Source organism: Paenibacillus camelliae (assembly GCF_023715345.1).
Lineage (GTDB): Bacteria > Bacillota > Bacilli > Paenibacillales > Paenibacillaceae > Pristimantibacillus > Pristimantibacillus camelliae.
This window is the reverse complement of the sequence record NZ_JAMBNY010000015.1, coordinates 87829-96446: the sequence shown is the minus strand read 5'-3', so window position 1 is coordinate 96446 and position 8618 is coordinate 87829. Positions and strand designations below refer to the sequence as shown.

Here is an 8618-nt window from a genome sequence, read left to right as displayed (position 1 = left end):
GCCGCTGGCTTCCTTCAGATTCCACCTCGCGATGGACACCCTTGCCTTAAGCTATGGCTACTACTGCCTTCACCATTCGGGACTTGAACCCTAGAGATAGCGCCCATGCTGGGCACACTACAAAAAAGGCTGATTCAGTTAGAATCAACCTTTTACAAGTCTCGGTGAATCGGAACACACGATTAAGATGCTATACCAAACTATTGCTAAAATCCAAAATCTAAAGGCTTTCCAGCTTCCGCCATTGTCTTAATATTACAAAGAATCATCCACCAGTATTGCTCTGTCTTTTGGAATAACGGGTTATTCTCTGTCCATTGATCATTAATAAGGTGTAGTTTGGTGCAACCCCCTACTCGTTCCAACGATAAGATGACTCGGCTTTCCATCTGAGCATGCTCGGCATAATGAGATGGACCAGGATGATCTGTATAGCTCAGCAGTCGGTTTGGTTCATATTGAAGAAGCTTCCCATAAATATGTACCGTATCTTCACCATCGGCGCCTGGGCCTACAAATTCAATATCATCACCCACCTGAAATGTTGAACGGATGGCTCCCCCCAAAAATGCTTTTATCGATTTCTCTGGATTGACTAAGACATCCCACACCTGCTCAGGACTTGTACCGATATAAAATACATACTCTAATTTCACGATAAATTCCTCCCATTGCTATTCCTTTAGAAACCATTTTAGTTTATGGTGAGATCATAGCATGCCGGATATGCTAATGATTGTAAAATCGCGCCAACCATATTGTTTCAGGGGTGGAACCAATGAATAATCAACATCGCAATCCGAATATGGGAATCTTAAATTTTGATACGGGTATGCATAAGTTTTCAATTTCACGACATGCTCCGTCTAACGATCTTTCGTTCTTTATTCAGCATTATTGGCTAATCACATGGGATTTACGAGAGCATCCCCCTTATTCTCAAGAAGTTTTGCAGCATCCAGGGGTAAACGTCGTCTTTCAGCGTGGACATTCGTATATACGTGGCATTGAAAGCAGAAAATCTATAAATGTGCTTCAGGGGGAAGGACAAATTGTAGGTGTGCTCTTTAGGCCTGGGGCTTTTCATTGTTATGTTCAAGCACCTGTCTCTACTCTTACAGATCAAACCGTTAACATCTCTGACTACTTTACGCTAAATGTTAAAGCGTTCGAAAAAGAATTATTTTCGCTAGAGCGCGAAGAAGAAAAGATTCTGCTTGTCGAAAAGCTATTACGGCAAAGCAAGCCTGATTATAATGCAACGGTCGATTTACTTAATGAAGCAATTGATGAAATTATTCATAATACGGAGATTACCAAGGTCGAACAATTAGTTGAGCAGTTTGGCATACCGAAGAGAACATTGCAGCGCTGGTTCAATCAATATATAGGAGTGAGCCCTAAATGGGTCATTCGTCGCTATCGCATGCATGAGGCGATCGACCGGATAGAACGTGGAATGGATTTGACTCAATTGGCCATGGATCTCGGCTATTTCGATCAAGCCCATTTTAGCAAGGATTTCAAGGCTGCTGTCGGCAAATCTCCTACGCAGTATATTAAGACTGAACGTTAATACTCATTACACCTTATCAATAGTAAACACATGAACGTTAAACTATCTTATTAATGAATTGTTGGAGGAGAACGGAATATATGACGACCATTATTGGAAATTTTGTTGCCTATGAAGGCGAGCATTGCGAGACGACTGCCATGGGCAATTTACTGCAGCATATGGACATTCAATTGTCTGAACCGATGCTGTTTGGTCTTGGGCAAGGTCTAGGATTTATATATTGGGACTCGAAGGGAATGGAGTTTCCATTTATCGGTGGAAGAATAAAAACAGATGCATTGAGCGCTAACCTTGCCAATCGCATTGGCTTAACTGTCAACACGCTAGAAACATCGTCCGTCGATAAGGCTTGGAAGAACGTACGGCTTTGCATTGAAAAAGGAACTCCCGTTGCACTGAAATTAGATTCCTACTACTTAGATTATTTTACGAACAAAGTACATTTTGCTGGTCATTATGCAGTCATGTACGGCTTCGATGATGAGTTCGCCTACATGGCCGACACCAGGCAACAAGGTGGACTGGTGAAAACGCAATTGACTAGTTTAGCTGCTGCAAGAAATGCAAAAGGACCGATGAGCTCGCGAAATCGTTCCTTTACGATCGAAGCAATCGAGAAATTACCACCACTTATTCCCGCTATTCGCAAGGCGTTATCTAACAATGCACATGACTATTTGAACCCACCTATTCGTAATATCGGCAATAAAGGCATTGTTAAAATGAGCAAAGAAATATTGAAGTGGCCTTCCCGCAGTAACAATTTCGAGCATGATCTGTGCTTAACCGCATTACTGATGGAGCGAGCAGGAACTGGCGGGGCTTTATTTCGAAATCTGTTCCGAGATTTTTTGCGAGAATGCGCCGATCAATTGGAGGAAACGAGAATCGAACAAGCTCACCGCATGTTTTCAGAAATCGCCCCACTGTGGGTAAATGTCTCAAATTTAATTGATCGTGCAGGCAGAACAGGAGATCAACAGGAGCTAGTACAAGCATCTGCCCTTCTACTGGACATAGCGGATAAAGAGCGCAGTGCTATGGAGTTATTGTTATAAGAGCAATCACTCCATAGCCGCAACTACTTGCATACGATTTGGCAGCTTATATCCTGATTGTAATTGCCGAAGCCGCTGCCAAACAGTGTAACCCCGCCACAATGCTTCGCATCGCTACGACTACTAATTCGCATAACGATCTCTTCATCGGCACATAATGATAACGCATCTATCGTTACATTAGATACCTGTACACCGTCAATATACGTCCCTTGCTCATTGATGCGAATATGCTTCAATACACCATGCTGAATATCCTTATGCCACCACTGTGGAGTGAAGATAGCCCTACCCTTCCCTATCTTTCCAGGGAACGTCCACGCAGCAACATCGATTCCATTGAAGCTAAATACAATGTCAGAGGGCTGCAAATGTGTCGAAGAGCATGGTGTTTGGGAGCAAATCTCTAAAGATACCTCAAGCGCACTCGCCTGCTCACTGTACAGCATAAAATTCGGTATACGGTATTCAATATAACCGCTGCTAAACCACAAAACATGCGCATCACGATGAACAGGATCTCCGAAATACCTAGGATCATCACACATACCGAGCATGCTCTGCTCTGAAGCAAGACCACAAGAGGGCTCAATATTATAGTCTGAATACATACCAATAGGAATCATAACTTCATATTTTTGCAGCTGTTGCTTCCTATCACCATGCTGGCATTTAAAATTCAATACCATCTGATCAAGCTGCAAGTAGCACAGCTTCTGCTGTCCTCTCTTACCTGCGATCAGCTCGCTGCGTACAATACCAGCCTTTTCAAGCATTTGAATATGACGTGTAACGATCGGTGGTTTTATTTCCAGCGCCTCGGATAAGGCGCGAATATTCATCGGTTGTTCATTTAATAGCTCAATAATACGAATTCGAGTAGGTGATGCAAAGCTTTCTAATATCGAAAAATTATCTCGATTTACCGAGATTTCCATAATAGATCCCCATTTCACTATATATCTAGCGATAATTGTATAATTTGAAAGTTAATTAATCAATAGACAAGTTCGCATTTGACACGGTATTTTCCATGAAATACAATAAGACATAGGCAATAAACACGTATTCATTAACTTTATAGTTAATGTTAATTAAGGAGGGAACTACAATTTTACCTTTCACATTCCATAATCCTACTCGCATCATTTTCGGTGAAGGCAAATCAAGCGAGACAGGCGCAATAACGGCTACATACAGCAAAAACGTACTATTAGTGTACGGCGGCAATAGCATTAAGCGAACGGGACTATATGATTCCATCACTTCTCAGCTAAAGCAACAAAACATTAACTTCGTTGAGCTTGGTGGAATAGAGCCTAATCCTCGTTTGACGAGTGTTTATGAAGGCATTAAGCTTGTACGCGAGCATCAGCTTGACTTTATACTAGCAGTCGGTGGCGGCAGTGTAATTGACGCAGCCAAAGCTATCGCAGCAGGCGTACCTTACGAGGGTGATGTTTGGGATTTCTTTACGAATAAAGCTAGAATTCAGTCTGCCATCCCTATCGGTACAGTGCTTACATTATCTGCTACAGGAACAGAAATGAATGGCTCGATGGTTATAAGCGACTGGGAAAACAAGCTAAAACGCGGCTCTGGAAGTCCACATGTATATCCACGCTTTTCTATCCTTGATCCGTCGCTTACGTACACCGTTCCAGCAAATCAAACGGTATATGGCTCAATCGATATTATGTCACATGTATTCGAGCAATACTTCAGCCTAACACAAGATACGCCGCTACAGGAGCGCTTCTGTGAGTCGATCCTGCAGACGGTTATTGAGAATGTAGAGCTTGCTCTTGAAAACCCTGAGCATGCTGCAGCGCGTGCTAATTTAATGTGGTGCAGTACGATGGCACTTAATGGTGGTCAAATTTCAGTTGGTATGCAAAATGACTGGGCCTCTCACGGAATCGAGCATGAGATTAGTGCAATCTATGACATTCCACATGGCGCTGGCTTGGCCATCGTATTCCCTAACTGGATGAAATATGTTTACAAGGAGCGTCCAGAGCGGTTCGCTCAATACGCTACAAGAGTTTGGGGAATTTCTGCAGAGGGCAAATCAACAGAGGAACTAGCACTCGCTGGTATTGACGCAACGCAGTCCTTCTTCAAGCGAATCGGCTCCGAAACAACGCTAGCAGAGTTTAACATCGACGATAGTCAGCTTGAGCGAATGGCTGAGGAAGCTGTACGCTATGGCCCAATCGGATCATTCAAGCAGCTTCACAAGGAAGATGTGCATGCAATTCTAAAAAATTGCCTATAACTTCTAAGAGCTAAACTAGCACAAAGGAATTACTGCAGGCAGATGCAGCAATACTCTATAACGCAAGCAAATTTGAATGGAGGGTTTTGTGTGATTCAAAACGTAACGTTAAACAATGGTGTAACGATGCCGATGCTAGGTCTCGGTGTATGGAAGGTTAGTGACGATGAAGCGGAACGTGTAGTAACGGATGCGATTAGCAAAGGCTATCGCGCCATCGATACTGCAGCAGCATATGGCAATGAAGAAGGCGTAGGACGTGGGATCGCTAAAAGCGGAGTAAGCCGCGAGGATATTTTCGTTACGACGAAAATTTGGAATAGCGATCAGGGCTATGAGCAAGCACTAGCAGCATTTGATGTAAGCAGACGCAAGCTAAACATGGATGTCGTTGACCTTGTTCTTATCCACTGGCCGGTAAAAGGCAAGTACCAAGACACTTGGAGAGCACTTGAGGAAATTTATAGCAAAGGCTATGCACGTGCAATCGGTGTAAGTAACTTCCATCAGCATCATCTTGATGATATTGCAGCTGTCAGCAGCCTTACACCTGCAGTGAATCAAGTCGAATATCACCCGCTACTTACACAGGAGCCACTTAGAGCATATTGTGAATCCAAAGGCATTCGTATGACAGCTTGGAGTCCATTAATGCAAGGTAATCTTGATGTGCCTATCTTAAAGGAAATTGCAGCTAAGCACGGAAAGTCTCCTGCTCAAGTAGTCCTTCGTTGGGACATTCAGAATGGTGTCATTACTATTCCAAAAACAACAACCTCTTCTCGCCTTGTAGAAAACAGCCAAATTTTTGACTTTGAGCTTAGTGCAGAGGAAATGCAGCAGATCTCAGCACTGAATCAGAACCGACGCTTTGGCTCCGACCCTGATAACTTTAATTTTTAATTTAGAAGCCAATGATTGGACAAATTCGTCTAATCATTGGCTTTTTCAATACCTTGAGATTCAACGCTGTTAGCCTAATATCGACACGATTACTAACGATACTACATAGGCTCTAGAGCAATTTTAAGGCTATTTACCTACAGGAATCATTTGCCTTTACGTCGAATATTTTTCTAGAAGAATATTATAAAGCAATATAACTTAAGGGGTGATAGCTTGAAAGTAAATTCAATAGCAGGTGGTGTCTATGAGGACACAAGAAGTACAGAAGTTGTTACGAAGTATAAAAATAATATGGAAGTTCATGTAAACCGACCTTTCCCGCAGCACAGCTTAATGCAATACGTACGCTCGATATCCAATTACGATAAGCTCATGCTAGCGATAACATTAAAATTACCATTTACGAGAAAAGATCTAAAGCAGTGGCCCGAGCTTCTCTTCTACAAAAAATTAAATTTCGTCCTTAAAAAAATAACAAGTGATCGAAAATTAAAAAAGCAACTGCTTCTCTTTTTAATAGATAGAACGATACAAGAACCACCCTCACTTAGTACCATTAAGTATCAACTGCCACAGCTTACCGCTGAGCATGGCTACTGGACAGTATATTGGACGCTTTATTTTCATCAAGAGCACGCTGAGCAAGAGGAGCTATACCTGTCTATACTAAAAGAGCTTGAAGATCTACAGGATAATTCAGAGCTGCAGGAAACGTCAGAAGTAAAAAGTGCTGTCGCGGCCAGCAGTGAACTCATCGAAATAGATGAGCTGGACACGAAGCATGAAAAGCTCAGGCTTGAGAAGAAAATATCCGTCTTAGAAGATAAGGTTAGTAAAGAAATTTCAACAAGGCAGCAAATAGAGCTGGCAAGTGTGCAAAAGGACAAAACCATCCGTCAGCTGCAACAGGAACAAGAGAAGCTTCAGCAACAAGCTATGCTGTTAAAGGAGCAGATTGCTATGTATGATATGAAGGTAATTAATCTTGAACGTATGCAGCAAGAGACAACTCTACGCCGTAAGGAAGATGAAGACCGTTGGCTTTCAGAAAGAGCATCATTGCTAAGCCAAAACAAATTAAATCTTGACGATATCCGCAAGCTTAATCTACAGCTTGAGCAGCTGCAAAAAGAGCTGGACGATAGCAAACGCCAAACGGCAAATTGGCAGCAAATTGCCCAGCAGCGTCAGGAGGAGCTTCAATCGCTTGCTAACAGTAAGCAGCCACTTGAAGAGCAGCTCAGCGAGATCACTACGCATATGCATAGCAAGCTAGATATGTATAATCGAGATCTGCTCAACCTAATGAAGGATGAGCATGCAACCTACGAGCAAAGGCTTTACTATCGTCAGCAAATGCTAAATATGCTTCAAATCGTTGAATCCATTGATAAGTTCCAGCATGAGCAGCAGCAGCAAAATATGGACAATAAGCAGCCGAATAAGGAAGCTCCGATCGATGTAGAACAGCTATTTACACCTGACGAGTTGAAAAATGTAACCGCTGCTAATAAGCAACAAAACCAGCGCTACGGTACCTTCTACCGTCGTGATCATGGCGGATACATAGAGCTAGAAAACGGAGAAATATTTAATATTACAGAATCACTCGTGCAGCAGCTTGAGCTGCAGCATGAAGCAGAGGTTTTATGCACACCAACAGCTCATCCTGGCAGATCAAACCATTATACTATTGAGCTACTATTCCAGGGTGATGACAGCTACTCACCGATTGAAACCTATGACGGGTTTGTTATTTTCGATCAAGATCAGAAATGGTATTGCGTCGATCTTAATGATGAAAGCAACCGATTCCCTATTCATTTCAAGGATATCGAAATTCAAAAGCCGAATCATGGAGATCCTTGTACCTTTAACGTCGCTGAGGATGGTCATATTGCTAGGCTAACGAAGCTGTATCGCGTACAAGGTGAGATGACAGAGACGCATCCTGGACGCAAAAAGAACGAATCAAGGCCTAAAGCTACGGCTCGTAGAAAGATTGAACCATACCTCGAAGATTGCACAATTACAATTATAGGCGGTCAAAGAAAGTGGTTTGAGTCTGTAGTAAAAGAAACTGGTGCTGCGCTTGTTCATGATGGAGGCGAGCATCCTGATCGCATCGCATCAGAGCTAAGTCGTTCCCAAGCACTGTTTATGATACTGACCTCTACGTCACATCGAGCAACCTGGGAAGGTATAGAAATAGCAAAAAGCAATCAAATTCCTCATTATATTATTCAAGGCTCTAAATCTAACCTGCGTAAGCTGCTCTGGGATAATCAGGAGGTCATTCGAAGCTCCAATCGCCCTGTAGAAGCATAAACAACAGTAATTTCGCTCGATACAGACCTATATCATAACTTATAAATATAAAAATAAAGAGACAGCAGCTGCGTGGATGGTTATATCCTAATCGCAGCAACTGTCTCTTCTTATTTCATTGGCATCAAACGATGAAGCTTTTGATGTTACTTAAACAATCATGCGGAATTACGTTGTATAAGGTCCCCATCTCCGACTCTTCACGTTAGGGCAGCTCTTATTGCGATAATAAGCTGACACCCGTACAAAGCAGCCGCACAACAGACAGGTTTGTCCTTGAAGTAAATGCTCACAGTCTCTGCAGGCAGCGAGCCTTTCCTCGTAGATTGAAGCTGGAACTACAACACTAGGATCCTTGAACATTGGCGCTTGTAGAATACGATCTATTTGCGCCTCCGTCACCTCGTATTGAGGCCCACAGCCTCGGCAGCTGCGATTGCGATCCACTGCTTCCATTTTACTCATCTCC

The 8618-nt window shown here is 42.7% G+C and carries 8 protein-coding genes; 5 read left to right on the top strand and 3 right to left on the bottom strand.

What is annotated here, in order from left to right; all coding sequences use genetic code 11:
• Positions 1-206: 206 nt before the first annotated feature.
• Positions 207-656 (bottom strand): SRPBCC domain-containing protein, encoded by a 450-nt coding sequence (locus M3180_RS18825; RefSeq protein ID WP_251670347.1) that lies wholly within the window; start codon positions 654-656, stop codon positions 207-209.
• A gap of 122 nt (positions 657-778) precedes the next feature.
• Between M3180_RS18825 and M3180_RS18820 the strand changes: the two genes are divergently transcribed.
• Positions 779-1576 carry a helix-turn-helix domain-containing protein gene (locus M3180_RS18820; protein ID WP_251670345.1) on the top strand — a complete coding sequence of 266 codons (798 nt, stop codon included), beginning with the start codon at positions 779-781 and terminating at the stop codon, positions 1574-1576.
• Positions 1577-1656: 80 nt separating this feature from the next.
• The gene (locus M3180_RS18815) at positions 1657-2637 is read left to right on the top strand and encodes a BtrH N-terminal domain-containing protein (protein ID WP_251670343.1); all 981 of its coding nucleotides are present in this window, start codon (positions 1657-1659) and stop codon (positions 2635-2637) included.
• A 23-nt stretch (positions 2638-2660) separates the two neighbouring features.
• On the opposite strand, the gene M3180_RS18810 is transcribed toward M3180_RS18815, so the two are convergent.
• Positions 2661-3575: an ArsR/SmtB family transcription factor gene (locus M3180_RS18810; protein ID WP_251670341.1), complete on the bottom strand. Its 915-nt coding sequence runs from the start codon at positions 3573-3575 to the stop codon at positions 2661-2663.
• Positions 3576-3748: 173 nt separating this feature from the next.
• On the opposite strand from M3180_RS18810, the gene M3180_RS18805 reads away from it, so the two are divergent.
• The 3 genes from M3180_RS18805 (at position 3749) to M3180_RS18795 (ending at position 8149) form a co-directional block, all read left to right on the top strand.
• Positions 3749-4915: an iron-containing alcohol dehydrogenase gene (locus M3180_RS18805; RefSeq protein ID WP_251670359.1), complete on the top strand. Its 1167-nt coding sequence runs from the start codon at positions 3749-3751 to the stop codon at positions 4913-4915.
• A gap of 126 nt (positions 4916-5041) precedes the next feature.
• Positions 5042-5818: an aldo/keto reductase gene (locus tag M3180_RS18800; RefSeq protein WP_251670357.1), complete on the top strand. Its 777-nt coding sequence runs from the start codon at positions 5042-5044 to the stop codon at positions 5816-5818.
• 216 nt (positions 5819-6034) lie between these two features.
• Complete coding sequence (locus M3180_RS18795; protein WP_251670339.1) at positions 6035-8149, top strand: coiled-coil domain-containing protein; 2115 nt, start codon at positions 6035-6037, stop codon at positions 8147-8149.
• A 168-nt stretch (positions 8150-8317) separates the two neighbouring features.
• On the opposite strand, the gene M3180_RS18790 is transcribed toward M3180_RS18795, so the two are convergent.
• Positions 8318-8605: a DUF6171 family protein gene (locus tag M3180_RS18790; protein WP_251670337.1), complete on the bottom strand. Its 288-nt coding sequence runs from the start codon at positions 8603-8605 to the stop codon at positions 8318-8320.
• Between the last annotated feature and the right edge of the window lie 13 nt (positions 8606-8618).

Bases quoted from the DNA above. Each gene is read 5' to 3' on its own strand.
- M3180_RS18800 (WP_251670357.1), top strand. From the start codon at position 5,042: ATGCCGATGCTAGGTCTCGGTGTATGGAAGGTTAGTGACGATGAAGCG.
- M3180_RS18790 (WP_251670337.1), bottom strand. From the start codon at position 8,605: ATGGAAGCAGTGGATCGCAATCGCAGCTGCCGAGGCTGTGGGCCTCAA.
- M3180_RS18810 (WP_251670341.1), bottom strand. From the start codon at position 3,575: ATGGAAATCTCGGTAAATCGAGATAATTTTTCGATATTAGAAAGCTTT.
- M3180_RS18820 (WP_251670345.1), top strand. From the start codon at position 779: ATGAATAATCAACATCGCAATCCGAATATGGGAATCTTAAATTTTGAT.
- M3180_RS18815 (WP_251670343.1), top strand. From the start codon at position 1,657: ATGACGACCATTATTGGAAATTTTGTTGCCTATGAAGGCGAGCATTGC.